Origin of the sequence: Cupriavidus pauculus (assembly GCF_022179805.1) — a bacterium.
Classification (GTDB): Bacteria; Pseudomonadota; Gammaproteobacteria; order Burkholderiales; family Burkholderiaceae; genus Cupriavidus; species Cupriavidus pauculus_E.
Genome location: NZ_BPUO01000008.1, coordinates 277,435 through 301,961 on the forward strand (window position 1 = coordinate 277,435; position 24,527 = coordinate 301,961).

Annotated in this window: 20 protein-coding genes; 9 read left to right on the forward strand and 11 right to left on the reverse strand. The window is 65.3% G+C overall.

Annotated features, from left to right (window positions below; all coding sequences use genetic code 11):
* Window positions 1–84: 84 nt before the first annotated feature.
* From dnaG to MFF62_RS18795, 3 genes are all read right to left on the reverse strand, one after another.
* Window positions 85–1,926 carry a DNA primase gene (gene dnaG, locus MFF62_RS18785; protein ID WP_238264633.1) on the reverse strand — a complete coding sequence of 614 codons (1,842 nt, stop codon included), beginning with the start codon at window positions 1,924–1,926 and terminating at the stop codon, window positions 85–87.
* 218 nt (window positions 1,927–2,144) lie between these two features.
* Complete coding sequence (locus MFF62_RS18790; RefSeq protein ID WP_238264634.1) at window positions 2,145–2,594, reverse strand: GatB/YqeY domain-containing protein; 450 nt, start codon at window positions 2,592–2,594, stop codon at window positions 2,145–2,147.
* A gap of 169 nt (window positions 2,595–2,763) precedes the next feature.
* A complete protein-coding gene (locus MFF62_RS18795) occupies window positions 2,764–3,999 on the reverse strand; it encodes a BaiN/RdsA family NAD(P)/FAD-dependent oxidoreductase (RefSeq protein ID WP_238264635.1) in 1,236 nt (411 codons plus the stop codon).
* Between the two features lie 148 nt (window positions 4,000–4,147).
* Here MFF62_RS18795 and tsaD point away from each other — a divergent pair, with 148 nt between their 5' ends.
* Both tsaD and MFF62_RS18805 read left to right on the forward strand, forming a co-directional pair.
* Window positions 4,148–5,197, forward strand: coding sequence for a tRNA (adenosine(37)-N6)-threonylcarbamoyltransferase complex transferase subunit TsaD (tsaD, locus tag MFF62_RS18800; protein WP_238264636.1), 1,050 nt, complete (start codon window positions 4,148–4,150; stop codon window positions 5,195–5,197).
* Between the two features lie 111 nt (window positions 5,198–5,308).
* The gene (locus MFF62_RS18805; protein WP_238264637.1) at window positions 5,309–7,330 is read left to right on the forward strand and encodes an alkaline phosphatase D family protein; all 2,022 of its coding nucleotides are present in this window, start codon (window positions 5,309–5,311) and stop codon (window positions 7,328–7,330) included.
* Between the two features lie 157 nt (window positions 7,331–7,487).
* Here MFF62_RS18805 and folE2 read toward each other — a convergent pair whose 3' ends face one another.
* Window positions 7,488–8,291, reverse strand: coding sequence for a GTP cyclohydrolase FolE2 (gene folE2, locus MFF62_RS18810; protein ID WP_238264638.1), 804 nt, complete (start codon window positions 8,289–8,291; stop codon window positions 7,488–7,490).
* 29 nt (window positions 8,292–8,320) lie between these two features.
* On the opposite strand from folE2, the gene MFF62_RS18815 reads away from it, so the two are divergent.
* Window positions 8,321–8,560 (forward strand): hypothetical protein, encoded by a 240-nt coding sequence (locus tag MFF62_RS18815; RefSeq protein ID WP_238264639.1) that lies wholly within the window; start codon window positions 8,321–8,323, stop codon window positions 8,558–8,560.
* 60 nt (window positions 8,561–8,620) lie between these two features.
* Here the strand turns inward: MFF62_RS18815 and dxs are convergent, their stop codons facing one another.
* Genes dxs through MFF62_RS18830 form a run of 3 tightly spaced genes read right to left on the reverse strand, consistent with a single transcriptional unit; the run spans window position 8,621 to window position 11,764 of the window.
* On the reverse strand, window positions 8,621–10,537 hold the full coding sequence (dxs, locus tag MFF62_RS18820; RefSeq protein WP_238264640.1) for a 1-deoxy-D-xylulose-5-phosphate synthase: 1,917 nt from the start codon (window positions 10,535–10,537) through the stop codon (window positions 8,621–8,623).
* Between the two features lie 43 nt (window positions 10,538–10,580).
* Entirely contained in the window at window positions 10,581–11,465 is an 885-nt protein-coding gene (locus MFF62_RS18825) for a polyprenyl synthetase family protein (RefSeq protein ID WP_238264641.1), read from the reverse strand.
* A complete protein-coding gene (locus tag MFF62_RS18830; protein ID WP_238264642.1) occupies window positions 11,462–11,764 on the reverse strand; it encodes an exodeoxyribonuclease VII small subunit in 303 nt (100 codons plus the stop codon). The genes MFF62_RS18825 and MFF62_RS18830 overlap by 4 nt, the downstream gene beginning before the upstream one ends.
* Window positions 11,765–12,199: 435 nt before the next feature.
* Between MFF62_RS18830 and MFF62_RS18835 the strand changes: the two genes are divergently transcribed.
* From MFF62_RS18835 to MFF62_RS18845, 3 genes are all read left to right on the forward strand, one after another.
* Entirely contained in the window at window positions 12,200–13,306 is a 1,107-nt protein-coding gene (locus MFF62_RS18835) for an aromatic ring-hydroxylating oxygenase subunit alpha (protein ID WP_238264643.1), read from the forward strand.
* Between the two features lie 171 nt (window positions 13,307–13,477).
* Window positions 13,478–14,398 carry a DMT family transporter gene (locus MFF62_RS18840; RefSeq protein WP_238264644.1) on the forward strand — a complete coding sequence of 307 codons (921 nt, stop codon included), beginning with the start codon at window positions 13,478–13,480 and terminating at the stop codon, window positions 14,396–14,398.
* A 59-nt stretch (window positions 14,399–14,457) separates the two neighbouring features.
* Window positions 14,458–15,318, forward strand: a complete 861-nt coding sequence (locus MFF62_RS18845; protein ID WP_238264645.1) for a sulfurtransferase — start codon at window positions 14,458–14,460, stop codon at window positions 15,316–15,318.
* 29 nt (window positions 15,319–15,347) lie between these two features.
* Here the strand turns inward: MFF62_RS18845 and MFF62_RS18850 are convergent, their stop codons facing one another.
* The 4 genes from MFF62_RS18850 to polA all read right to left on the reverse strand — a co-directional run bounded on the left by MFF62_RS18850 (window position 15,348) and on the right by polA (window position 21,804).
* Window positions 15,348–16,160 (reverse strand): ZIP family metal transporter, encoded by an 813-nt coding sequence (locus MFF62_RS18850; RefSeq protein WP_238264757.1) that lies wholly within the window; start codon window positions 16,158–16,160, stop codon window positions 15,348–15,350.
* A 184-nt stretch (window positions 16,161–16,344) separates the two neighbouring features.
* Window positions 16,345–17,220 carry a dienelactone hydrolase family protein gene (locus tag MFF62_RS18855; protein WP_238264646.1) on the reverse strand — a complete coding sequence of 292 codons (876 nt, stop codon included), beginning with the start codon at window positions 17,218–17,220 and terminating at the stop codon, window positions 16,345–16,347.
* Between the two features lie 134 nt (window positions 17,221–17,354).
* The gene (locus MFF62_RS18860) at window positions 17,355–18,764 is read right to left on the reverse strand and encodes an NAD(P)/FAD-dependent oxidoreductase (protein WP_238264647.1); all 1,410 of its coding nucleotides are present in this window, start codon (window positions 18,762–18,764) and stop codon (window positions 17,355–17,357) included.
* 235 nt (window positions 18,765–18,999) lie between these two features.
* On the reverse strand, window positions 19,000–21,804 hold the full coding sequence (polA, locus tag MFF62_RS18865; RefSeq protein WP_238264648.1) for a DNA polymerase I: 2,805 nt from the start codon (window positions 21,802–21,804) through the stop codon (window positions 19,000–19,002).
* 4 nt (window positions 21,805–21,808) lie between these two features.
* Between polA and MFF62_RS18870 the strand changes: the two genes are divergently transcribed.
* The 3 genes from MFF62_RS18870 to MFF62_RS18880 all read left to right on the forward strand — a co-directional run bounded on the left by MFF62_RS18870 (window position 21,809) and on the right by MFF62_RS18880 (window position 24,521).
* Window positions 21,809–22,756 carry an LOG family protein gene (locus MFF62_RS18870; protein WP_238264649.1) on the forward strand — a complete coding sequence of 316 codons (948 nt, stop codon included), beginning with the start codon at window positions 21,809–21,811 and terminating at the stop codon, window positions 22,754–22,756.
* 191 nt (window positions 22,757–22,947) lie between these two features.
* Complete coding sequence (locus MFF62_RS18875; RefSeq protein ID WP_238264650.1) at window positions 22,948–23,361, forward strand: DUF2782 domain-containing protein; 414 nt, start codon at window positions 22,948–22,950, stop codon at window positions 23,359–23,361.
* A gap of 176 nt (window positions 23,362–23,537) precedes the next feature.
* A complete protein-coding gene (locus tag MFF62_RS18880; RefSeq protein ID WP_238264651.1) occupies window positions 23,538–24,521 on the forward strand; it encodes a homoserine kinase in 984 nt (327 codons plus the stop codon).
* The last annotated feature ends 6 nt before the right edge of the window (window positions 24,522–24,527 follow it).

Below are 24,527 nucleotides of genomic sequence, written 5' to 3' on the forward strand. Positions count from 1 at the left end.
ACTTTCTTTCAGTTGGGATCACTTGCACAAGGCTCAAGCCAAAAATCGTGTCTTCTACGTTCTTCCCGTTTTTTTGCGTGCCGACTACTCGTCTTCGGCCGATACCGGCCGCCAGCCCATCTGTCGCCTACGCTGCACTTCCGGCATTAGCCAGCGATAGCGCGCCTTGTCGTCGTCGCTAGCCGTGCCCGCCTGAATTGCACCCAGCAACGCCTCGAGTTCGCGTTGCAACGGGTCTGCCAACAGCTTGTGGACGGCGCCGTCGAATTCAAGTGTCGCTTGCGCTTCTTCCATTTCATCCTTCAATACCGCTGCCCGCGCCGCCGCATACACATCGGCGAACGGAGTCTGGGCCAGCTGCTCATTGAAGGCCGCGAAATTCGTGGTGCCCTGGATGCCATCGCAGGCCGCCACAAGGTGCGCCAGCACCTCGGTTTCGGGCCGATGGGGGTCCAGCAGCAACGCCCGGGCGTCATCGTCCAGCCGGCCGGCCAGGGCCGGATAGCTCATCAGCAACTGGATCACCTGTTGTTCCAGCCCCGTCGGCGCCTGGCGACGGGCGCGCGGGCGTGGCTGCGAGAAGCGTCCGACACGCGACGAATCGCTGCCCAGGCCGCACACCGCCTCGATCTCGGCCGGCGTCGTACCGGTAGCATCGGCAAGTTCGCGCACAATCTGTAGCCGCAGCCCGCCAGCCGGCATGGCCTGCAGCAGGGGCTTGGCCTCGAACTGGGCCCGGGCGCGCCCTTCCGGCTGCCGCAGATCCTGCTCTTCCGTGACGATCTGGAGCAGGAAGCGCGACAGCGGCATGGCGTTCTGCACCTGGCGCGCGAACGCGTCGGTGCCTTCTTCGCGCACATAGCTGTCCGGATCGTGCTCGGCGGGCAGGAACAGGAAGCGGATCGTCTTGTTGTCCGCCACATGGGGCAGGCAGGCTTCCAGCGCACGCCGGGCTGCCCGGCGGCCGGCGGCATCACCGTCGAACGAGAAGACCACGGCGTCAGTCTGGCGCATCAGCTTCTGCACATGCACCGGCGTACATGCCGTGCCCAGCGTGGCCACCGCGTTGGCAAACCCGAGCTGGGCCAGCGCCACCACATCCATGTAGCCTTCCACCACCAGTACGTAGCCATTCTCGCGGATCGCGTGGCGCGCCTCGAACAGGCCATAGAGCTCCGTTCCCTTGCTGAACAGCGGTGTTTCGGGGGAGTTAAGGTACTTTGGCTCACCCTGCCCCATGACCCGGCCGCCAAAACCAATCACGTTGCCCTTGGTATTGCGGATCGGGAACATGATCCGGTCGCGGAACCGGTCATACCGGCGGGGCTTCCCGTCGGCGTCGCGCTTGTCCTGCGATTCGATCAGCAGTCCGTTTTCCACCAGCGGCGCGGCGATGGCGTCATCGCGATAACTGCCGAATATCGCCTCAAGCCCCTGCCAGTCGTCCGGCGCATAGCCCAGGCCGAAGCGCACCGCGATCTCGCCGGTCAGGCCCCGGCCCTTCAGGTACTGGATGGCCTGCGGCGCGCCGCGTAGCTGTTTCTTGTAGAAATCGGTGGCGCGCAACATGGCGTCGCTCAGCGCAATGGACTTGGCCTGCTGCTCCGCCCGCTGGGCCGGCGGCAGGCTGTTGCGCTCCTCGGGGACGGACACCCCGACCGATTGGGCCAGCTCGCGCACGGCATCGGGGTACGACTGCCCGGAATATTCCATCAGGAAGCCGATGGCCGACCCATGGGCACCGCATCCGAAGCAGTGATAGAACTGCTTGGTCGGCGATACCGTGAACGAGGGGGATTTTTCGTTGTGGAACGGGCACAGCCCCATGAAGTTGGCCCCGCCCTTCTTCAACTGCACGTACTTACCCACCACGTCGACAATGTCCACGCGGTTGAGCAGGTCCTGAATGAAGGATTGCGGAATCACCCGACTGACCGTCCTGATACCAAGGCTTGCCAGACACGCCAGCAGCCATTTTTATGAAATGCGTGACCGGAACGTCTCCCGGCAGCTATCGAACCATTGTAGTGCAGCGGCAACGGAGTGCCGGCCTTTGCCGACATTGTCCGCCAAGTGCCGTCAACCCGGCGGCAACTCCGCGCTTCGCGACTACTAATCCTGCTTATATCTGATGCAACTGTCAATTATTTCGGCGCCAGCGCAGCCTTGACCAGAGCGGACACGGCAGTCATGTCGGCGCGGCCTGCCAGGCGGGCCTTGACCAGGCCCATGACCTTGCCCATGTCCTGCGGACCGGCGGCGCCGGATTCCGTGACGGCCTTCTGCACTTCGGCGGCCACTTCGGCCTCGGACATCTGCGCGGGCATATAGGCCACCAGCACGTCCAGCTCGGCCTTCTCCTTGGCGACCAGGTCATCGCGGCCAGCCTGCTCGAACTGGCTGATGGAGTCCTTGCGCTGCTTGATCATCTTGTCGATCACGGCAGTCACGGCGGCATCGTCCAGTTCCACGCGTTCGTCCACTTCACGCTGCTTGATGGCGGCCAGCAGCAGCCGGATCGTGCCAAGGCGCTCGGTTTCGCGGGCGCGCATGGCGGCCTTCATGTCTTCATTGACGCGGGCTTTCAGGGACATGGCAATCTTCCAGAATTAAGGTGCAACTTGGACCATAACGCAAAAACCCGCGGGGGCCATTGGCCACAGCGGGTTTCGTGCTGGCGCGAAGCGTTCGGTGTCGCCGCCCCGCCAGCCGTCTTGTAGGCATCGATTGTATCGCAAGGCCTGCCACACTGCACATGGTGGACTAGGCGGAGGCGCCTCGGGCCGCCTCCGCCGCGGCCTCTCCCGCTGCCACGGCCGATGCCCAGGCCCACTGGAAGTTGTAGCCGCCCAGCCAGCCGGTCACATCCACCACCTCGCCGATGAAGTACAGCCCGGCCACCTCGCGGGCCATCATCGTCGCCGACGACAGGCCCTTGGTATCCACGCCGCCCAGCGTGACTTCGGCTTTCTTGTAGCCCTCGGTGCCCGACGGCACCAGGCGCCAGCGGTTCAGCGTCTCGCCCAACTGGCGCAGCGACTTGTCCGGCATGTCAGCCACCGGCTGCCCGCCGGACAGGCCCACCGCCGCGCACCAGGCGTCGGCCAGCCGCGACGGCAGGCGCTCGGCCAGCAGGTTATCCAGATGCTTGCGACTGCCCTTCTTGTGCCCGATCAGCCAGGCGGCGGCATCTTCGCCGTCGAACAAGTCGATCTCGATGGGCGTGCCGGGCCGCCAGAAGCTGGAGATTTGCAGCACCGCCGGGCCCGACAGTCCGCGATGGGTCCACAGCAGGTCTTCCTTGAACGCGCCAGCCGTCTTGCCGCTGCCTGTGGCGATATCGATCTCCATCGACACCCCGGCCAGCGGCACGAACGGCTGCCATGCCTGCCCGTCGAACGTCAGCGGCACCAAGGCCGGCCGCGTTTCCACGGTCTTCAGCCCGAACTGGCGGGCGATACCGTAGCCCAGGTCCGTGGCGCCAATCTTCGGGATCGACAATCCACCCGTGGCCACCACCACGGCCCCGGCGCGCACCGGGCCCTGGGTGGTCAGCAGCAGGTAATCGTCGCCTTCCTTGCGGATCTCGTCGATGCCGCAGCCGGTCTGCCAGTGCACGCTGCCGGCGTCGCATTCGGCCCGCAGCAGCGCGATGATGTCCTCGGCGCTCTCGTTGCAGAACAGCTGGCCGCGATGCTTCTCGTGCCAGCCGACGTTGTAGCGACGCAGCAGGTCCAGGAAATCGCGTGGCGTGTAGCGCGCCAGCGCAGAGCGGCAGAAATGCGGATTGTTCGACAGGTAATTGGCCGGGCCGGCCTGCAGGTTCGTGAAATTGCAGCGGCCGCCGCCCGAGATGCGGATCTTTTCGGCCAGCCGGGTGGCATGGTCGATCAGTACTACCCGCGCGCCGCGCTGTCCGGCCACGGCGGCGCACATCATGCCGGCCGCTCCCGCGCCCAGCACCGCCACGTCGAACCGGTCCTGCCTGCCTTGTGTCATGTTGCCCTTTCAAGAAGCCGCGATTGTAGCGAATGACGGCCGCACGAGCGCATGCGGGCGGGGTGTGCTACCCTGCTGACCTTCCGTTTTTGCCGGCACGATCGCTGCAGTTGCAGCCCGAACCCAGCCGGCCGCACCAGAATTCCCCATGCTTGTCCTCGGTATCGAATCCTCCTGCGACGAAACCGGGTTGGCCCTCTATGACACCGGGGCCGGCCTGCTTTCGCACGCGCTGCACTCGCAGATCGCCATGCATCGCAAATATGGTGGCGTAGTACCCGAACTGGCGTCGCGCGACCATATCCGCCGCGTGCTGCCGTTGCTGCAGCAGGTGCTGACCGAGGCCGACCGCCGCCGCGAGGACATCGACGCCATCGCCTACACGCAGGGTCCCGGCCTGGCCGGCGCGCTGCTGGTGGGGGCTTCGGTGGCCAATGCACTCGGTTTTGCGCTGAACGTGCCGATGGTGGGCGTCCATCATCTGGAAGGCCACCTGCTGTCGCCATTGCTGACCGACGCCCCGCCGCCGTTCCCGTTTGTGGCGCTGCTGGTGTCGGGCGGCCATACCCAGCTCATGGAAGTCAAAGGCATCGGCGACTACACGCTGCTGGGCGAAACGCTGGACGATGCCGCCGGCGAGGCGTTCGACAAGACCGCCAAGCTGCTGGGTCTGGGCTACCCCGGTGGCCCCGAGGTGTCGCGGCTGGCCGAATTCGGCAATCCGGGCGCGTTCGAGCTGCCCCGGCCCATGCTGCATTCCGGCAATCTCGATTTTTCGTTCGCAGGTCTCAAGACCGCCGTGCTGACGCAGACGCGCAAGCTCGGCAATGCCTGCGAGCAGGACCGGGCCAACCTGGCGCGATCGTTCGTCGATGCCATCGTCGACGTGCTGGCCGCCAAGTCGTTCAACGCGCTGAAGCAGACCGGCCACAAGCGCCTGGTGGTGGCCGGCGGCGTCGGTGCCAATCGCCAGCTGCGCGAGCGCCTGAATGAAATGGGCCGGCGTCGCAAGGTGGACGTGTACTACCCCGACCTGGCCTTCTGCACGGACAACGGCGCGATGATCGCGTTTGCCGGCGCCATGCGCCTGCAGGCCGCGCCGCAACTGGCGCGCCATGGCTACGACTACGGCGTCACGCCGCGCTGGGACCTGTCCGATATCCGCCTGCCCGACGCGGCGGCTGCCCAGGCTTCGTAAGAACTTCGTAGGAAAGCTCTAATCGGGGCGGCATCCCGACACAAGGCGGTCACAGGGCGGCCGAACAATTTGCGTTCTCTACATCACATCTCACAAGAGAGGGAACGCCAGATGGATCGCCGCCAGTTTCTGCAATGGGGAAGTTTCGTCACCGTGACGGTGGCCACCACTGGCCTCGCCGGCTGCGGTGGCGATGACAACCCGTCCACCACCCCCACTACCCCGCCCGCCACCGACCCCGGCCCCACCTTCACGTTCCTGCAGGGCGTGGCTTCCGGCGATCCGAAACCCGACAGCGTCATGCTCTGGACGCGCGTCAATGGCAACAATGGCGGCAAGGCCGTCAAGGTACAGTTGCAGGTGTCGACGCAAGCGGACTTCGGCACACTGCTCGTCAACAGCACCCTGAGCGCCCTGCCGGACTGGGATTACACGCTGCGCAACAAGGTGACCGGGCTGGCCGCCAGCACCACCTACTACTACCGCTTTGTCGTCGGCAGCCAGACCAGCCCGGTGGGCCGCACCAAGACCGCGCCTGCTGCCGGCACGCCGGTGTCGCAACTGAAGTTCGCGTTCATCACCTGCCAGGACTGGAGCGTCAACCACTGGGCCGGCATGGAAGAGATCGTCAACGAGGACCTCGACTTCGTGGTCCACATGGGCGACTACATCTACGAGACCGTGGGCGCGGCGTTCCAGACCGGCAAGGTCGAAAGCCGCCATGCGAACCTGACCCTGCCCAACGGCACGGCCACCGCCGATGGCACCTACGCAACCACCATCGACGACTATCGCTATCTCTACAAGTCGTACCGTAGCGATCCGCGCCTGCAGGCATTGCACGCACGCTTTCCGGTGATCGGCATCTGGGACGACCACGAGTTCTCGGACGACTGCTGGCAGGACCACCAGACCTACACCGCCACCGACGATGCCACGCCGCGCACCGCACGCCGGCGCGCGGCCAGCCAGGCGTGGTTCGAATTCATGCCGGCCGACGTCAGCTTCAACCAGGCCGATACGTCGTTCCAGAACATCCAGATCTACCGCTCGTTCACGTTTGGCAACCTGGCCACGCTGGTGATGACTGACGAGCGGCTGTACCGTGCCGACCACGTGATTCCCGAGCAGGCGGCCGGCAGCGAGATCGGCAGCCGCTACTTCGTGCCCAAGACCACGCTGGCCAGCACCGAGGCGCTGAAGATGACCGGCGCAGCCGGCGCGCTGACGCCGGTGTCGATCCTTGGCGACACGCAGCGCAACTGGTGGCAGCAGCAGATGGGCAACGCCACGACGACGTGGAAGCTGTGGGGCAACGAGGTGTCGCTGCTGCGCATGCAGATCGATGGCGCCGCAGCCGTGGCATCGCTGATGGCCGACGCCCTGATCATAGCCGCGCCCACGCTGGCGCCGTTCAGGAACGACCTGATCCTGGCGATTGGCTCGGACCTGACGGTGGCGAAGGCGGGCGGCACCTACAGCGCTCCGGACTTCACGTCGCTGCGCAACTACCTGGCCGGGCTGATGGTGCCGGGCGCGCAGATCGACGGCCTCGTCGCGGCACTGACTGCCGCGCTGCCGCCCGAGATGCTGATCGACCAGTTCATCCTGAACGCCGACCAGTGGGACGGCTACAACGCCGAGCGCAAGGCCATGATGGCCTTCCTGAAGTCACACAGCATCGGCAACGTGGTGGCGCTGACGGGCGACATCCACGCGTTCTTTGCCGGCCCGGTGATGGACGACTACGACGCAACGACGCCCGTTCCGGTGATGGTCGATCTGGTGACCGCCGGCCTGTCGAGCAATTCGTTCCAGAGCTATTTCAAGAGCGTGGTGGACAGCGACCCGGCGTTTGCCGACGCGAAGGCGCTGGTCTATACGACCGACGGCAGCGGCGCGATGGTGAACACCTTCAACAGCACGCTGAAGACGTTCAATCCGTGGCTCAAGTATGTGAACACCGACGCGCAAGGATATGCGGTGGTGACGCTGACGGCGTCGAAGCTGAGCTGCAGTTTCCACAAGCTCAAGACGCTGGTGGACGGCGTGGCACCGGCGCAACCGGCGACGGCGAGTGTGCAGGTGGTGGAGGTAGCGGCAGGGGTGCCGGCGGTGACGGTGGTGGTTTGATTCTTGCGGTGTGGCTCCCTCTCCCACAAGGTGGGAGAGGGGTTGGGGGTGAGGGCGCAGCGGTTCAATCAGCGTCTATCGCGTCTTGATAGCCCCTGCCCTCACCCCCAGCCCCTCTCCCGCGAAGCGGGAGAGGGGAGCAAACCCAAGGCGGGTTTTAGGCTACCCGCTTGTCCCGTTCAATCACCGCATATGCGCTGTGATTGTGGATCGACTCGAAGTTCTCGGCTTCCAGCGTGTAGGCCACGATGCGGTCGTCCGCGTTGAGGCGCATTGCGATGTCGCGCACCAGGTCTTCCACGAACTTCGGATTCTCGTAGGCGCGTTCGGTGACGAACTTCTCGTCGGGGCGCTTGAGCAGGCCCCACAGTTCGCACGACGCCTCTTCCTCGGCCATGCGGACCAGCGCTTCCACGTCCAGGTCACCAGCCAGTTCCACCTGCATCGTGATGTGCGAGCGCTGGTTATGGGCGCCGTACTGCGAAATCTTCTTCGAGCACGGGCACAGGCTGGTCACGGGCACCAGCGCCGTCAGGAACAGACGCGTCTGGCCATCGCGCTTTTCGCCGGCCAGCGTCACCTCGTAGTCCAGCAGCGACTGCACGCCAGACACCGGCGCGGTCTTGCTGATGAAATACGGGAACTTGACTTCGATGCGTCCCGCATCGGCTTCCAGCCGCACGAGCATGTCGTCGAGCAGCGCGCGGAAGCCAGCCAGGTCCAGCGGCTCACGGTTGTCTTCCAGCAGCGCCACGAAGCGCGACATGTGGGTGCCCTTCTGGTCCGCCGGCAGGCGCACGTCCAGGTTGAACGTGCCGACCGTGCCAATGTTGCCGGCAGGCGTGCGCAGGGTCAGCGGATATCGCACGCCCTTGACGCCCACGCGCTGGATCACGATCTGGCGGGTATCGACGCTCGACTGGACGTCGGGCATGACGAAGGCGGGATTGATGTCATTCATCTACGGTTTCCTCCAGGACGGCGCCAGGCATGACGCCCATCCTTACGGTCGCGACGTTTTCGCAGGATTTCTCCACGCCGCGCAACGAGTGTGAAACGACGGGTTCCGGCGAAAAGCTCATGGAGCGCCGGCCCGCAGCTGCGAACACAAAAATGAGACTGGCGATTCTACGCAATATTGGCAAGGGCTGCCGCGCCCCGACCAACATCCGCATATTTCCTGCGGATATTGCCCGGCCGATGCGAGTTCCTGCCGATCGCGGACGCTGAAAACAAAACCGGCGCGGGATTGCCGCGCCGGTTTTTCGTGTCGCCCGCAGGCGCTGGCCATCAGGCCACGCGCGTTGCCACCTTCACCGGTTGCCCGGTCAGGTTGAAGCGCTCGCGCACCGAGCGTTCGATGCCGGCCGCATCCAGGCCGCTCAGCGACAGCAGGTACGCCGGATCGCCATGGTCGATGAACTTGTCGGGCAGGCCCAGTACCAGCGTCGGGATCTCGATGCCGGCTTCGGACAGCGCTTCCAGCACGGCGCTACCGGCGCCACCCATCGTCGCGCCCTCTTCCACCGTCACCAGGTAGTCGTGGTTGGCGGCGAGCTGCTTCACCAGCTCCACGTCGAGCGGCTTCACGAAGCGCATGTTGGCCACCGTGGCGTCCAGCGATTCCGCAGCCGTCAGCGACGGATGCAGCATCGAGCCAAACGCCAGGATCGCCACGCGCTGGCCGGCACGTGCCTGGCCTTCGCGACGGATCTCGCCCTTGCCCACCGGCAGCGCGGTCAGCGCAGCCTCGGTGGCCACGCCCACGCCGGCGCCGCGCGGGTAGCGCACGGCGGTCGGGCAATCCTGCTGGTGAGCAGTGGTCAGCAACTGACGGCATTCCTGCTCGTCGGCCGGCGTCATCACCATCATGTTCGGAATGCAGCGCAGGAACGGGATGTCGTACGCGCCAGCGTGCGTGGCACCATCGGCGCCCACCAGGCCGGCACGATCCAGTGCGAACACCACCGGCAGGTTCTGCAGCGCCACGTCGTGGATCAGCTGGTCATAGCCGCGTTGCAGGAACGTCGAATAGATCGCGACCACCGGCTTCAGGCCCTCGCAGGCCAGGCCGCCGGCAAACGTCACCGCGTGCTGCTCGGCAATGCCCACGTCGTAGTAACGGTCCGGGAAGCGCTTCTCGAACTCGACCATGCCCGAGCCTTCGCGCATGGCCGGCGTCACGGCGACCAGTCGCTTGTCGGCGGCGGCCATGTCGCACAGCCATTCGCCAAACACCTGCGTGTAGGTCTTGCGCGCCGGCTTGGCCGACGGGCGGATACCTTCGGCCGGATTGAACTTGCCCGGGCCGTGGTACAGGATCGGGTCGGCCTCGGCCAGCTTGTAGCCCTGGCCCTTCTTGGTGACCACGTGCAGGAACTGCGGGCCGTGGCCTTCCAGCGCGCGCTGGCGGATGTTCTGCAGCGTCGGCACCAGCGACTCGAGGTCATGGCCGTCGATCGGGCCAATGTAGTCGAAGCCGAATTCCTCGAACAGCGTGGCCGGCACGACCATGCCCTTGGCATGTTCTTCCAGGCGCTTGGCGAATTCCAGCACCGGCGGCGCCACCGACAGTACCTTCTCGATGCCCTTCTTGGTGGCCGCGTAGAACTGGCCGGACATCAGGCGGGCCAGGTGCTTGTTCAGCATGCCCACCGGCGGCGAGATCGACATGTCGTTGTCGTTCAGCACCACCAGCATCGGCAGGTCCTTGTAGACACCGGCGTTGTTCATGGCTTCGAACGCCATGCCGGCCGTCATCGCGCCATCGCCGATCACGGCAATGCCAACGCGCTTGTGGCCCATCGTGCGGGCGCCCAGGGCCATGCCCAGCGCGGCCGAGATCGAGGTGGACGAGTGCGCGGTGCCAAACGTGTCGTATTCGCTCTCCGAGCGACGCGGGAAGCCGGAGATACCTCCGAACTGGCGCAGCGTCGACATGCGGTCGCGGCGGCCGGTCAGGATCTTGTGGGGGTAGCTCTGGTGACCCACGTCCCAGACCACGCGGTCATTGGGCGTGTCGAACACATAGTGCAGGGCGATGGTCAGTTCCACCGTGCCAAGGTTCGACGACAGGTGACCGCCGGTTTGCGAGACCGATTCCAGCACATAGGCGCGAAGTTCGTCGGCAAGCGTGCCGAGCTGGCGACGGTCCAGCTTGCGCAGGTCCGCAGGGTCGTCGATGTTATTGAGCAGCGTGTAGGTCATGTTGTCCGTTCGGCTGCCGGATTCTGTGCGTCCGGCTTTCAGTTCAGTTCGAGCGCAGCACGATCAGGTCGGCCAGTTCGGCCAGCCGGCCGGCGCGTGCGCCAAATCCCGCCAGCGCCTCGTGGGCGTCGGTGCGCAGCTGGGAGGCCAGCTCGCGTGCGGCATCCAGACCAAGCAGCGACACATAGGTCGGCTTGTCGTTGGCGGCATCCTTCCCGGCGGTCTTGCCGAGCGTTGCCGTATCGGCAGTAACGTCGAGAATATCGTCGACCACCTGGAATGCCAATCCCACGGCGGCCGCATATCGATCAAGCGCCTCCAGGCCGGCCGGGTCGATGTTTCCGCACAACGCTCCCATCCGCACGCTGGCGCGCAGCAGCGCACCGGTCTTCATGCGGTGCATGCCTTCCAGCGCATCGCGGGTCATGGCCAGGCCCACGTTCTGCAGGTCGATCGCCTGGCCGCCGCACATGCCGACCGAGCCCGATGCCATGGCCAGCTCGGCCACCAGCTTCAGGCGCGCATCGGCGCCCAGCGCCGGCATTCCCGCCAGCACGATGAACGCCTGGGTCTGCAGGGCATCGCCAACCAGCAGCGCCGTGGCCTCGTCATAGGCCTTGTGGACCGTGGGACGGCCGCGGCGCAGGTCGTCGTCGTCCATGCAGGGCATGTCGTCGTGGACCAGCGAATAGGCGTGAATCATTTCAACCGCACAGGCCGCGGCGTCGCAGGCCTCGGGTGCAGCACCCGCCACCTCTCCAGCGGCATGAACCAGCAACGGGCGAACCCGCTTGCCGCCGCCGAGGACAGCATAGCGCATGGCCTCGTGCAAGGTGTGTGGAATTGTGTCCGTGGACGGCAGTGCCGCGTCCAGGGCAGCCTCGGTCCGGGCGCCTTGCGCCCGCATCCAGGTAGCGAAATCGCTCATTCGAAATCTGCGCTGTTGCTGTTGTTGTCGGAACGGGTGTCGCCGCCCAGGGGCTTCAGCGCGTCACCTTCTAGTACCTTGACCTGCTGTGCCACCCGTTCCAGGCTTTGCTGGCAGTAGCGGACGAGTTCGGCGCCGCGACGGTACGCGGCCAGCGACGCTTCCAGCGGCAGTTCGCCGCTTTCCATGCTCGCCACCAGTGTTTCCAGCTCGGCCATTGCGGCTTCGTACGATACCGGCGGCGCGCTGGCGGCCGAGGTATCTTCGGACTGGACCGGGGCGGTCGTCGTTTTTGGCATGGCAGGCCTTGTTCAGGGGAATTCGCGATTTTACGCCAAACCAGGGCCGGGCCGCTGAACAGTGTTATCCACTTGCCGGATAGCGCCCGCCGCATGCGCCACTTACCACCGGCTTTTGACAGGGAAGTGACGTGTGCGCCCGGGTCGTCTTTCGGAATGCGCCCGAAGGGGCACCTCCGTGACGACCCGGGTCGACTTTTTCGCCAAAAAGCCAAAAAAATCAGGCCCTTAATTTTTCGGCTCGGGTACAATCCCCGGCTCGTCAGCGAGTTCCAGACCGTTGCGTTCACGACGCACCTCCCCACCCTTCAGGTCCGCCTCCAGGTCGGGGGAACCGGCATGGTTCCTGATCGTCTGACACGGTTTCCCAAATCGATTCATATTTCGATGGTTGGGTTGTTCACTGCTTTCGCCTGTTCATAGGGAGTGGGGATAATGTCCAATCTCAGCACCGCGCTCAAGCTTGCGCCGGCTGATTCGCAGTTGCCCGTCGACGTCTACTTTGACGAGGCGCTGCATCAACAAGAACTCGAACAGTTGTTCCGGCAGGGCCCGGGCTACGTCGGCCATTCGCTGATGGTGCCGGAGTCAGGCGATTTCCAGACATTGGCCGCCGAAGACGAAGGCCGCATGCTGGTGCGCAATCCGGACGGCATCGAACTGCTGTCCAACGTCTGCCGCCACCGCCAGGCCATCATGATGAACGGCCGCGGCAACGCCAAGAACATCGTCTGCCCGTTGCACCGCTGGACCTACGACCTGCAGGGTGAACTGCTGGGCGCGCCGCATTTCGCGGAGCAGCCGTGCGTGCGCCTGAACCGGTCGCCGCTGCAGAACTGGAACGGCATGCTGTTCGAGGGCGAGCGCGACGTGCGTGCAGACCTGTCGCGCATGGGCGTGGCCGAAGACCTGAACTTCGACGGCTACATGCTCGACCACGTGGAAGTGCACGAGTGCGACTACAACTGGAAGACCTTCATCGAGGTCTATCTGGAGGACTACCACGTCGTGCCCTTCCATCCCGGCCTGGGCAGCTTCGTGTCGTGCGATGACCTCAAGTGGGAATTCGGCGAGCAGTACAGCGTGCAGACCGTCGGCCTGCACAAGGGCCTGCAGCGCCCCGGCAGCCAGACGTACGAGAAGTGGCATGAGCAGGTGTTGCGCTTCAACAACGGCAAGCTGCCCAAGCACGGCGCGATCTGGCTGACCTACTACCCCAACATCATGGTGGAGTGGTACCCGAATGTGCTGTGCATCTCGACGCTGCACCCGTTGGGACCGCGCAGGACCCGCAATGTCGTGGAGTTCTACTACCCCGAGGAAATCGTGCTGTTCGAGCGCGAGTTCGTCGAGGCCGAGCGCGCCGCCTATATGGAGACGTGCATCGAGGACGACGAGATTGCCGAGCGCATGGACGCCGGCCGGCTGGCGCTGCTGAAACGCGGCATCAGCGAAACCGGCCCGTACCAGTCGCCGATGGAAGACGGCATGCAGCACTTCCACGAGTGGTACCGGCGCGCCATGAACTACAGCAAGCGCTGAACGTACGCAACTGGGTGCGCTGATCGCCCCCAAACTGTGGACAACACGAAACGGACCGTGAAAACGGTCCGTTTTGCATTGGAGCGGCGGTCGGCGCACTGATAGAATCCCCTAATCGTTGCCGAATCAACGATTTTTCGCCCCCCTCCTACCTTCTTTCCCGGTTTCGCCATGCAATCGCTCTGGATGTTGTTTGCCGCCTTCTCGTTTTCGCTGATGGGGGTGGGTGTCAAACTGGCGTCGGAGCTATACACCACGGGCGAAATCGTCTTCTACCGCAGCCTGATCGGCGTGACGATCATGTGGATCATGCTGTCGTCGCAGGGTATCTCGGTGCGCACGCCGCACATGGTCACGCATATCAAGCGCAGCATCTTTGGCGTGACCGCCCTGCTGCTCTGGTTCACGTCGATCACGCTGCTGCCGCTGGCCACGGCCATGACGCTGAACTACATGTCGCCGGTCTGGATCGCGCTGATCCTGGGCGCCAGCGCGGCGCTGGCCGGCACGGCCGGAGCGGCGGACAAGAAACTGATTGGCGCGATCCTGCTGTCGTTCGCGGGCGTGATCTGCCTGCTGCAGCCGTCGGTGGGCAAGGACCAACTGGCCGGCGGCATGATCGGCCTGGTGTCGGGCGTGTTCACGGCGCTGGCCTATGTGGAAGTGCGCCAGCTGGGCCAGCTCGGCGAGCCCGAGGGCCGCATCGTGTTCTATTTCTCGGCCGTGGGGCTGGTCTGCGGGCTGGTCTGGATGCTCATCTCCGGCGTCAGTACCCATACCTGGCACGGCGCCGGGCTGCTGCTGGCCATCGGCATCCTGGCCACGCTGGGGCAGACGTCGATGACGCGCGCCTACAAGCGCGGCAACACGCTGCTTACCGCCAACCTGCAGTACGCGGGCATCGTGTTCTCCAGCCTGTGGGGCATGATGGTCTGGGACGACCGCCTCAACTGGATCTCGTGGCTGGGCATGGCGCTGATCGTGGCCAGCGGCATCGCCACCACGCTCACGCGCGCCCGCGATACGGACAAGCATCCCACGCCGGCCACGCCGGTGAAGTCGCCCGAGGCCGAGGTGCATCCCGAAGTGTGAGGCGGCGGCGGTGTACGATTGGGCCTCGATAGCTCAACCCAACGCGAGACAGGTTCTTCATGCCATCACCGCTGATCACCGCCAACGAACTCAACGCACTGCGCAGCCAGGGCAAGCCGGTCATCGTGATCGACTGCTCGTTCGACCTGACCAACCCCGCCGCCGGCCGGGAGATGTACCAGCAAGCCCATATTCCCGGTGCGTTCTACGTGCATCTGGATAACGAGCTGTCTGGCCCGAAGACCGGCTTCAACGGCCGCCATCCGCTGCCCGATGCCGACCTGTTCGTGGCCCGGCTGCGCGCGCTCGGCGTCGACGAAGATTCACTGGTGGTGGCCTACGACGCGCAGGGCAGCATGTACGCCGCGCGGCTCTGGTGGCTGGCACGCTGGGTCGGCCACGGTGCCGTGGCCGTGCTTGATGGCGGCAAGGCGGCGTGGCTGGCAGCCGGACAGCAACTGGAGCCGGGCACCACGCCCGACCCGGAAACGGAAGGCAACCTGACGCGCCGGGAGTCGCTGGTGCGCACCGTCGACGCGGCATCGCTGGTGGAAAACCTCGATCGCCAGGCGTTGCTGGTGGTCGATGCACGCGCGGCGGACCGCTTCCGCGGCGAAAACGAAACGCTCGACCCCGTGGGCGGCCACATCCCCGGCGCCGCCAATCGCTTCTTCAAGGACAACCTGGCCGCGGACGGACGCTTCAAGCCCGCCGACCAGCTTCGCGCGGAGTTTGGCCAGGTCTTTGCCGGCAAGCCGGCCGCCGACACGGTCATGCAGTGCGGCTCCGGTGTCACGGCCTGCCACAACCTGCTGGCCATGGAAGTTGCCGGACTGTCCGATGCGGCGCTGTACCCGGGATCGTGGAGCGAATGGTGCGCGGACCCGAAGCGGCCCGTGGCCACCGGCAGCGCCCAGTAAGCTATCCCCAGTAGGCAAAAAAAACGGCGTCAGTTCGACGCCGCTTCCGTGTTTGCCTTCTTGTGGCCATGCGCGTGCTGCTCGTGCACGCCATTGGTGATGAAGACGATCGCCGCGATACCCGCCGCCACCAGTACCACCTGCACCGCCGACTCCTTCAGACGGGGCCGGCGCTGCATCTGCGGCATCAGGTCGCTGACGGCGATGTAGACGAAGCTGCTCGACGCGATCACCAGCACGTAGGGAATCCACGCCGTGAGCTGGTCCAGCAGGAAGTAGCCCACGATGCCGCCCAGGATGGCGGCCAGGCTCGACAGCAGGTTGAACGCGAAGGCGCGCGCCTTCGAGAATCCCGCGTTAAGCAGCACGATGAAATCGCCCACCTCCTGCGGAATCTCGTGCGCGGCGATGGCCAGCGCGGTGACGATACCGATATGGGGATCCGCCAGGAACGCAGCGGCAATGACGATGCCGTCGGCGAAGTTATGGAAGGTGTCGCCCACCAGGATGGTCAGGCCGCTGCGGCCTGCTTCCTCGCGGTCGTGGCCGTGATGGTGGTGATGCCCATCCCCCTCGTGGTGATGGGAATGGCGCAACAGCGAGATCTTTTCCAGCAGGAAGAAGCCCAGCAGCCCCGCCAGCAGCGTGCCGAACAGTGCGCGTGGATCGGCGCCGGACTCGAACGCCTCGGGCAGCGAATGCAGCAAGGCGGTGGCCAGCAGCACACCCACCGAGAAACTCACCATGCGCTCCACCACGCGCGAAGCCACGGTCAGCGACAGCAGCGCCGCGCCGAGGATACTGCCGACGCCAGATATCGTCGCCGCCAGCAGGATGTACAGAAGCGTGGAATGGATGATGAACTCCCGGATCGGCCCCCGCCCGACCGCCGGGCAGTCGTCGCCGACTACTGCATCCGCGAACTAACGCAACATGGTTGCAAAAACGCGAAGCCCGCATTGTACGTACGTCGGCGCCCGCTTGGCAATCACCCGCGCGGACGCAAGGGCTAATCGCGGCGCCCGGTCACGCTACCTTGTGTTCCTTGAACCATGCCAGGCAGCGCTGCCAGCCGTCCTTGGCCGCCGCTTCCACATAGCTGGCGCGATAGTCGGCGTTGAACGCGTGTCCGGCCTCGGGATAGACCACGAACGTCGAAGCCTTGGCATTCGGATTCGCCGATTCGGCCAGCGCGGCCTTCATCTGGGCCACGTGTCCCTGGGTGATGCCGGTGTCCTTGCCGCCGTACAGCCCCAGTACCGGAGCGTGCAGGTCGCCGACGATATCAACGGGATTCTTCGGCTTCAGCGCATTGGGCTGGCCCACCAGCTGGCCGTACCAAGCGACCGCAGCCTTCACGCGCTTGCTGTGCGCGGTGTAGAGCCACGTGATGCGGCCACCCCAGCAAAAGCCGGTGATCGCCAGGCGATTCACGTCGCCGCCATTGCTGGCAGCCCAGGCTACGCAAGCGTCGAGATCACCCATGACCTGGGCGTCCGGCACCTTCTGGATGATATTGGCCTGCAATTCCTGGATCGTGCCGTAGCTGGCCGGATCGCCCTGGCGCGCGAACAGCTCGGGGGCGATGGCCAGGTAACCCAGCTTGGCGAATCGGCGACATACGTCGGCGATGTGCTCGTGCACCCCGAAGATCTCGCTGATCACCAGCACGACGGGCAGGTCTTTCTTGCCTTCGGGCTGGGCGCGATACACCGGCATGTTGAAGCCGTTCGACGGCACGGTGACTTCGCCGGCGGTCAGGCCCTTGAAGTCGGTCTTGATGGTCTGGGCGGTGACGGGCAGCACCGCGGCCGCGAAGGCGGAACCCAGCGCGGTCTTGACGAAACTGCGGCGGTCGAACGACTGACCGGGAACGAGGCTTTCGACTTCGGGCTTGAGCATGCAGGGTCTCCTGGGCATCGGTGGGGGCGCCGCCACCCAAGTGATGCCGGCGCGGCGCCGTCGATTCTAAGCAAACATGGCCGGCAACGCACGCGCCGCCGGCCCCTGCCCCGCCATCCGCCCTGCCGGCCGCCTCAGTGCAGCTTCACGCGCGGGCTGGTCTTGCTGCGCAGCCAGTGCGTCACCGTATCAAGCCCCATGCCCACGGCGCCATGCAGCGCCAGCACGTGCATGCGGTACAGCGACGTGTACATGAAGCGCGCCATCAGCCCTTCGATGAACATCGAGCCCCCGATCAGGCCGCCCATCAGGCTGCCCACCGCGCTGAAGTGCCCCAGCGACACCAGCGAGCCAAAGTCCTTGAAGCCAAACTTCGGCAGCGGCTTGCCGTCGAGCCGCGCCCGCAGGGCGTCGTACAGGAAGGTGGCCTGCTGGTGCGCGGCCTGGGCGCGCGGCGGTACGGTGGTCTGCTTTTCCACCCACGGCGCGGCGGCGCAGTCACCGAACGCGAAGATGTCCGGATCGGTCTCGGTCTGCAGCGTGGGGCCCACCATAAGCTGCCCCATCTTGCTGACCGGCAGCCCCAGTGTGCGCAGCACGCCCGGCGCAGTGATACCGGCGGCCCACACGGTCAGGTCCGCATCGATGCGCTTGCCGCTGGCCGTCAGCACCGCATCGCCGGTGACCTCGGTCACGCGCTCCGACGTGAACACGTCGACATCCAGCTTGCGCAGCAGCTTGGTGGTTTCGGCGGATACCCGCTCGGACAGCGCCGGCAGGATGCGCGGGCCGGCTTCGATCACATGGATACGGACGTCGCGGCGCGGATCGAGCTGGTGCAGCCCATAGGCATTGAGCACATGCGCGGTGTTGCGCAACTCGGCCGACAGTTCCACACCCGTGGCGCCCGCGCCGATGATGGCCACATCCACCTGCGGCCGGCCGTCGGCGCCAATGCGGCCCTTGCCGTTCTGCGCGCGCACGCAGGCTGCGATCAGCCTGCGGCGGAAGCGCTCGGCCTGATCGACGGTGTCGAGCGCGATGGCGTTCTCGGCCGCGCCCGGTACGTTGAAGAAGTGCGTGACGCAACCGATGGCCAGCACCAGCGTGTCGTACGGCAGCTCGCGCGCCGGCAACAGCTCGGTACCGTCCTGGTCCAGGCAGGCCGCCACGCTGATCGTCTTGCGTGCGCGATCGATGCCGGTCAGTTCGCCCTGCTGGAAGTCGAAATGGTGCCAGCGTGCCTGCGCGGCATATTCGAGCTGGTGGGTGTTGGGATCCATGCTGCCGGCAGCCACTTCATGCAGCAGCGGTTTCCAGATGTGCGTGGGCAGGCGGTCGACCAGCGTGACCTGCGCGCGGCGCGACTTGCCCAGCTTGTCGCCAAGCCTCGTGACGAGCTCAAGCCCGCCGGCGCCGCCGCCGACCACGATGATGCTGTGGATCTGGTTCGATGGCCGCGTTGCCGCGCTGATCTGCGTCTCGGCCGGGATGGTGTCGATGGGAGTGGGGGCGCTTTCCTCTCTGCCTTGTGCGTTGCTCATGGTCTACCCGATGTTTTCAATTTGAAAACCGGTGCAGGCCTCTGCGGCGTCTTTCTGTTGTGGTCTCGTCACCGCGAGGCCGATGTTCTGTATGGGGCTGGTACTGCCAAACACAACTCGATTGCTGCCAGTGTGCTGCAGAGCAGCACGACTGGCAAGCGTTCAGCGGTCGATTCAGACAGTACTTCTTTGCATACATCGGCATTGCGTGGGAGACATCAACGCAAGGCGGTTCTCAGTGCGCTTCTTCCCAGTTCGTGCCGCTGCCCACTTCGGCCACCAGCGGCACATTGAGCGTCGCAACGCCGCACATCAGTTCAGGCAGCTTCACCTTCACCAGCTCGAACTCGGCCTGTGGCACTTCGAGCACCAGCTCATCGTGCACCTGCATGATCTGGCGCGACCCCAGCTTGTCGCCTTCGATCCAGTCCTGTACGGCGATCATCGACAGCTTGATCAGGTCCGCCGCCGTACCCTGCATCGGCGCGTTGATGGCGGCACGCTCGGCGGCCTGGCGACGCGGGCCATTGCCGCCGCGGATGTCGGGCAGCCAGAGCCGGCGACCGAACACGGTTTCCACATAGCCCTGGTCACGCGCGCGCTGGCGCGTTTCCTCCATGTAGTTGGCCACGCCCGGATAACGCATGAAATAGCGGTCGATATAGTGCTTGGCCGCCTCGCGCTCGATGCCGAGGTTGCTGGCCAGGCCAAACGCGCTCATGCCGTAGATCAGCCCGAAGTTGATCACTTTTGCGTAGCGGCGCTGCTCGCTCGTCACGGCCTCGCGCTCCACGCCAAAGATCTCGCCAGCCGTGGCACGGTGGATGTCCTCGCCATTGGCGAAGGCGCGCAGCAGGTTATCGTCGCCCGAGATATGCGCCATGATGCGCAGTTCGATCTGCGAATAGTCGGCCGACACGATCACATTGCCCGGGCCCGCGATGAACGCCTCGCGGATGCGGCGGCCTTCCTCGGTGCGCACCGGAATGTTCTGCAGGTTCGGCTCCGTGGATGCCAGCCGGCCGGTCACCGCGGTGGCCTGCCCGTAGCTGGTGTGCACGCGGCCGGTCTTCGGGTTGACCATCTTCGGCAGCTTGTCGGTGTAGGTCGACTTGAGCTTCGACAGGCCCCGGTAATCGAGCAGCAGCTTGGGCAGCGGATAGTCCTCGGCCAGTTTCTGCAGCACTTCCTCGTCGGTGGACGGCGCGCCGCTGGCCGTCTTCTTTACCACCGGCAGCTTCATCTGGTTGAACAGGATCTCGCCGATCTGCTTTGGCGACCCGAGGTTGAACGGCTGGCCGGCGGCCTCGTGCGCGGCGCGCTCGGCTTCCATCATGCGCTGGCCCAGGTCGGTGCTCTGCGCGGCAAGCTTGTCGGCATCGATCAGCACGCCGTTGCGCTCGATCTTCTGCAGCACCACCGAGACCGGGATCTCGATCTGGCCGTACACGTAGTTCAGGCCTTCGGCCGCTTCCAGTTGCGGCAGCATCTTGCGATGCAGGCGCAGCGTGACGTCGGCGTCTTCGGCGGCATACTCGGTGGCGCGCTGCAGGTCGATCTGGTCGAAGCCGATCTGGCTGGCACCCTTGCCGCAGACCTCTTCGTAGGTGATCGTCTTCAGGTTCAGCAGTCGCTCGGCCAGGCTGTCCATGCCATGGTTGCGGTACGACGCCAGCACGTAGCTTTCCAGCATCGTGTCATGCGCAATGCCGCGCAGCGTGATGCCGTGGTTCATGAACACGTGGGCGTCGTACTTCAGATGCTGGCCGAGCTTCGGGCGCGACGGGTCTTCCAGCCACGCGCGCAGCGTGTCCAGCACGTATTCGCGCGACAACTGCCCGTGGTTTTCGGCACCGGCCACGTCGGGGCCGCGGTGCGCCACGGGAATGTAGGCCGCCTCACCGGGCTCAACCGACACCGAGATGCCCACCAGTTCCGCCATCATCGGATCGAGCGACGTCGTTTCCGTATCGACCGCGACGATCGGCGCGTCGAGCAGCTTCTTCAGCCATGCGTCGAGCGCGGCTTCGGTGATCACGGTTTCGTAGCGGATCTCGGCCGGCGGCACGTCGGCGGCGGGCTGGTCTGCCGACGGCGCAGGTTCGGCATCGAACAATCCGCCCTGCGCGTCCTTGGGCGTGGCGCGCGCGGCGGCGGCGCGCGCGTTGGGCAGCGCCTCGCCGGTGGCCTCGCGCAGCCACGTCTTGAAGCCGTAGCGCTGGAAGAACGCGATCAGCTGTTCCTTGTCCTCATCCAGGCCATGCAGCGACTGGAAGTCCGCCACGGCGTCGAGTTCGCAGTCGGTCTTGACGGTCACCAGTTCGCGGGCGCGCGGCAGCCAGTCCAGCGTATTGCGCAGGTTCTCGCCCACCACGCCCTTGATGCCGCTGGCACCGGTCATGATGCTGTCGAGCGTGCCGTATTCGGTCAGCCATTTCACGGCGGTCTTGGGACCCACCTTTGGCACGCCGGGCACGTTGTCCACCGCGTCACCGATCAGCGACAGGTAGTCGACGATGCGCTCGGGCGGCACGCCGAACTTGGCTACCACGCCCGGCGGGTCCAGGATCTCGCCGCTCATCGTGTTGACCAGCGTGACGCTGTCGTTGACCAGTTGCGCCAGGTCCTTGTCGCCCGTGGATACCACGGTACGCACGCCCTGGCGGGTCGCCTCGCAGGCCAGCGTGCCGATCACGTCGTCGGCTTCCACGCCTTCCACCACCACGATCGGCCAGCCCAGCGCGCGCACGGCCTCATGGATTGGCTCGATCTGCCGGGCCAGGTCCTCGGGCATCGACGGGCGATGTTCCTTGTATGCGGGATATAACGTATCGCGGAAGGTCTTGCCCTTGGCGTCGAATACGCAGGCGATATACTGTGCCGGGTAATCGTTGCGTAGCTTGCGCAACATGTTGATCATGCCGTAGATTGCCCCTGTGGGCAGACCTTCGCCATTCCTCAGGTCCGGCAGCGCGTGATACGCGCGATACAGATAGCTCGATCCATCGACGAGCAAGAGTGTTTTTGGACTATCCGACATTCCCATGGACTCTAAATTGACTGGTGCCCCCACTGGCGGCGCAGATTCCGCGCCCCTCGCCGATACGGATGTTTCCGACATCTCAGGTAACTCGGTGAATCCCCCGCCCGGCCAGGCCTCGGCACACGCCGCCGCCATCGCCGCAAAGGCCGATGCCGCAGCCGCCGGCGCAAGCCCCGACGAACAGGAAGCCGCCGCCCGTGCAGCAGCGGCTCGCGCGAATCCGCGCAAGATGATTCCGAGCCTGCGTGCGCTGGCCGATGAAGACCGCGCCACGGCCAAGAAGGCACGCGCCTCGTGGCAAATGTTCACGATTATGGCAGAGTTCATCGAGGCGACCGAGTACCTCTCGGAGATCCGCCCGGCCGTGTCGATCTACGGCAGCGCACGCCTGCGCGAGGACTCGCCCTACTACCAGAAGACCATCGAAATCGCGCGCCTGTTCTCGGACGCCGGCTTCGCGGTCATCTCCGGCGGCGGCCCCGGCATCATGGAAGCCGCCAACAAGGGCGCGCATGCGGGCAAGTCCGCCAGCGTGGGCCTGAACATCGAACTGCCGCACGAACAGCAGGGCAATCCGTACCAGGACATCGCCATGCGCTTCCGCCATTTCTTCACGCGCAAGGTCACGTTCGTGAAGAACTCGGACGCATTCATCGTCATGCCGGGCGGCTTCGGCACGCTCGACGAACTGGCCGAGGTGCTGACGCTGGTGCAGACCGGCAAGTCGCGTTCGGTACCGGTGGTGATGTATGGCAGCCGATTCTGGAAGGGCCTGCTCGACTGGTTCCGCTTCACGCTGCTGCCGATGGGCCTGATCGCCGAGCACGACCTGGACCTGATGAAGATCGTGGACGAGCCGCAGGAAGTGCTCGAAGCCGTCTACGAATACTACGAGAAGCGCGGCGGCGACAATCCGATTCCGCCCAAGGAAGAAATGTTCTACCTGTAAGTCATTAAGTGGCGTATGCGCCTGCCGCGCGGCACGTGCGGCAGGTGGACGCAAGGGCACGAGAGCGGCCCGGAAACGACAGGAATTGCTAGAATGGAAGCCTGTCTGCCTGCCGCGACCGGTGCCACCGGATGCGTGCAGGCCAAATCCGCGTCGTGGGGCCCATCTGCCCCCGCGCTCAGGAGCCTCAAATGACTTCCCCTTCGCAACCGGGTGCCAGGCTGGCCGATCTGCATGCTGCCATCGGCCGCCCCGGCTATCTGCTCGCGCTTGCTGCCGCCGTGCTGGCCCTGTCGGCCGCCCGTCCCGCCCTGGCAGAAGAGACCAGCAATGCGCTGACGCAGCAGGAACTCAATAAAATCAACAACCAACCGATTGCACCCGCCGTCAAGAGCCAACTGAACCAGCCGCGCGAACCGAGCTTCCAGTTGCGCGAGCGCGACGGCACCCAGGTCACCGAGTACCGTGACAAGGGCCGCGCCACCGAGATCCAGGTGCAGTCGGGCTTTGGCACGAAGTATGAAATGAGCAAGCCCGAGGACAGCTCGCCCCGGATTCGCGACCATGACGTGAACCGCGTGCCGTCGGTAAACCTGAAGTTCTGACCGGCCCCGGCGGCCGACCTGTTAGTCTTACGCCTTTCTGACCCACGATCCGCGCCGGGTGCAACCCGCCTGGCGAGAATCGCGCCGGCCCTCCGGCAGCAATGCCGCGGCGGCGGAACCTGGTCGACCTCACGGTTCCGGCCCGCCGTCCCCCGACTCCGTACCAATTTGACAGTATGGCCGTATTTACCACGGTCTCGCAGGACGAGATCGCCCGCTGGCTGCTTGATTACGACCTTGGCGAAGTGCGCGCGCTGCGCGGCATTGCCTCGGGCATCGAGAACAGCAATTTCTTTCTGACCATGGAGCAGGACGGCGTCACGCGTGAATACGTGCTGACGATCTTCGAGCGGCTTCGCTTCGATCAATTGCCGTACTACCTGCACCTGATGGACCACCTGGCACGCCATGGCATCAGTGTGCCGGCGCCCATGCCCGCCCGCGACGGCGAGATCCTGCGCGAGCTGAAAGGCAAGCCGGCCACCATCGTCACGCGCCTGCCCGGTGCATCGCAACTGTCGCCAGAAGCCGGGCACTGCGCCGAAGTGGGCGCGATGCTGGCCCGCATGCACATGGCTGGGCAGGACTATCCGCGCCAGCAGCCGAACCTGCGCAGCCTGGCCTGGTGGCAGCAGACCGCGCCCGAGATCACGCCGTTCCTGGACGCCGCGCAGCGACAGCTGCTGACCGACGAGATTGCGCACCAGACCGCGTTCTTCGGCAGCGCCGACTATGCAGCGCTGCAGAGTGGCCCGTGCCATTGCGACCTGTTCCGTGACAACGTGCTGTTCGAATCGGCCGACGGCCACCACCGTCTGGGCGGGTTTTTCGACTTCTACTTCGCCGGCAACGACAAGTGGCTGTTCGACCTGGCCGTGACGGTCAACGACTGGTGCATCGACCTGTCGACCGGCGTGCTCGACCCCGTTCGCGCGCAAGCCATGCTGCGCGCCTATCACGCGGTGCGGCCGCTGACCTCGGTGGAGGCGGCTCACTGGCAGGACATGCTGCGTGCGGGTGCCCTGCGTTTCTGGGTGTCGCGCCTGTGGGATTTCTACCTGCCGCGCGAGGCCGACATGCTTCAACCGCACGATCCGACCCACTTCGAACGCATCCTGCGCCGGCGCATCGACGCTGGCGCGGCGCTGCCCTGGATCTGATTCGCC

Coding starts and splice junctions, on each gene's coding strand:
- MFF62_RS18790 (WP_238264634.1), bottom strand. CDS start 2,594: ATGTCCCTGAAAGCCCGCGTCAATGAAGACATGAAGGCCGCCATGCGC.
- MFF62_RS18795 (WP_238264635.1), bottom strand. CDS start 3,999: ATGACACAAGGCAGGCAGGACCGGTTCGACGTGGCGGTGCTGGGCGCG.
- tsaD (WP_238264636.1), top strand. CDS start 4,148: ATGCTTGTCCTCGGTATCGAATCCTCCTGCGACGAAACCGGGTTGGCC.
- MFF62_RS18805 (WP_238264637.1), top strand. CDS start 5,309: ATGGATCGCCGCCAGTTTCTGCAATGGGGAAGTTTCGTCACCGTGACG.
- folE2 (WP_238264638.1), bottom strand. CDS start 8,291: ATGAATGACATCAATCCCGCCTTCGTCATGCCCGACGTCCAGTCGAGC.
- MFF62_RS18815 (WP_238264639.1), top strand. CDS start 8,321: ATGACGCCCATCCTTACGGTCGCGACGTTTTCGCAGGATTTCTCCACG.
- dxs (WP_238264640.1), bottom strand. CDS start 10,537: ATGACCTACACGCTGCTCAATAACATCGACGACCCTGCGGACCTGCGC.
- MFF62_RS18825 (WP_238264641.1), bottom strand. CDS start 11,465: ATGAGCGATTTCGCTACCTGGATGCGGGCGCAAGGCGCCCGGACCGAG.
- MFF62_RS18830 (WP_238264642.1), bottom strand. CDS start 11,764: ATGCCAAAAACGACGACCGCCCCGGTCCAGTCCGAAGATACCTCGGCC.
- MFF62_RS18835 (WP_238264643.1), top strand. CDS start 12,200: ATGTCCAATCTCAGCACCGCGCTCAAGCTTGCGCCGGCTGATTCGCAG.
- MFF62_RS18840 (WP_238264644.1), top strand. CDS start 13,478: ATGCAATCGCTCTGGATGTTGTTTGCCGCCTTCTCGTTTTCGCTGATG.
- MFF62_RS18845 (WP_238264645.1), top strand. CDS start 14,458: ATGCCATCACCGCTGATCACCGCCAACGAACTCAACGCACTGCGCAGC.
- MFF62_RS18855 (WP_238264646.1), bottom strand. CDS start 17,220: ATGCTCAAGCCCGAAGTCGAAAGCCTCGTTCCCGGTCAGTCGTTCGAC.
- MFF62_RS18860 (WP_238264647.1), bottom strand. CDS start 18,764: ATGAGCAACGCACAAGGCAGAGAGGAAAGCGCCCCCACTCCCATCGAC.
- polA (WP_238264648.1), bottom strand. CDS start 21,804: ATGTCGGATAGTCCAAAAACACTCTTGCTCGTCGATGGATCGAGCTAT.
- MFF62_RS18870 (WP_238264649.1), top strand. CDS start 21,809: ATGGACTCTAAATTGACTGGTGCCCCCACTGGCGGCGCAGATTCCGCG.
- MFF62_RS18875 (WP_238264650.1), top strand. CDS start 22,948: ATGACTTCCCCTTCGCAACCGGGTGCCAGGCTGGCCGATCTGCATGCT.
- MFF62_RS18880 (WP_238264651.1), top strand. CDS start 23,538: ATGGCCGTATTTACCACGGTCTCGCAGGACGAGATCGCCCGCTGGCTG.